This is a genomic window from Stenotrophomonas sp. Steno-C15 (assembly GCF_056393265.1).
In genome coordinates this window covers 1-348 of sequence record NZ_JBWJPF010000056.1, presented here as the reverse complement: position 1 = coordinate 348, position 348 = coordinate 1, and the positions used below count along the sequence as shown (strand labels likewise).

Below are 348 nucleotides of genomic sequence, written 5' to 3'. Positions count from 1 at the left end.
GGGCGGCCAGTTCCTGCTCAACGGCTCGCTGGTCTCCACCGCCCTGAACACCACCGGCGGCGTCAGCACGGTCAGCGCCGGCGGCGTGCTGGACCACAGCAACCTGGTGGTCGATGGCGGCGTGATCTCCTTCAACGGTACGCAGACCGGCGGTAATACCACCGTAGGCGCCAATGGCCTGCTGAAGGGTGTCGGCACCCTGGGCACCACCCGGGTCGACGGCATCATCGCGCCGGGCAATTCGATCGGCACGCTGACCGTCAACGGTGACTACGTGCAGGGCGCTACCGGTGTGTTCGCGTCTGAACTGGCGCCGGGAGGCCGCAGCGACCAGCTGCACGTCACCGG

1 pseudogene is annotated in these 348 nt (G+C 68.4%); it reads left to right on the top strand.

The window, feature by feature from the left end:
• A pseudogene (locus AC06FB_RS18865) lies at positions 1–348 on the top strand (autotransporter outer membrane beta-barrel domain-containing protein); the annotation flags it as partial.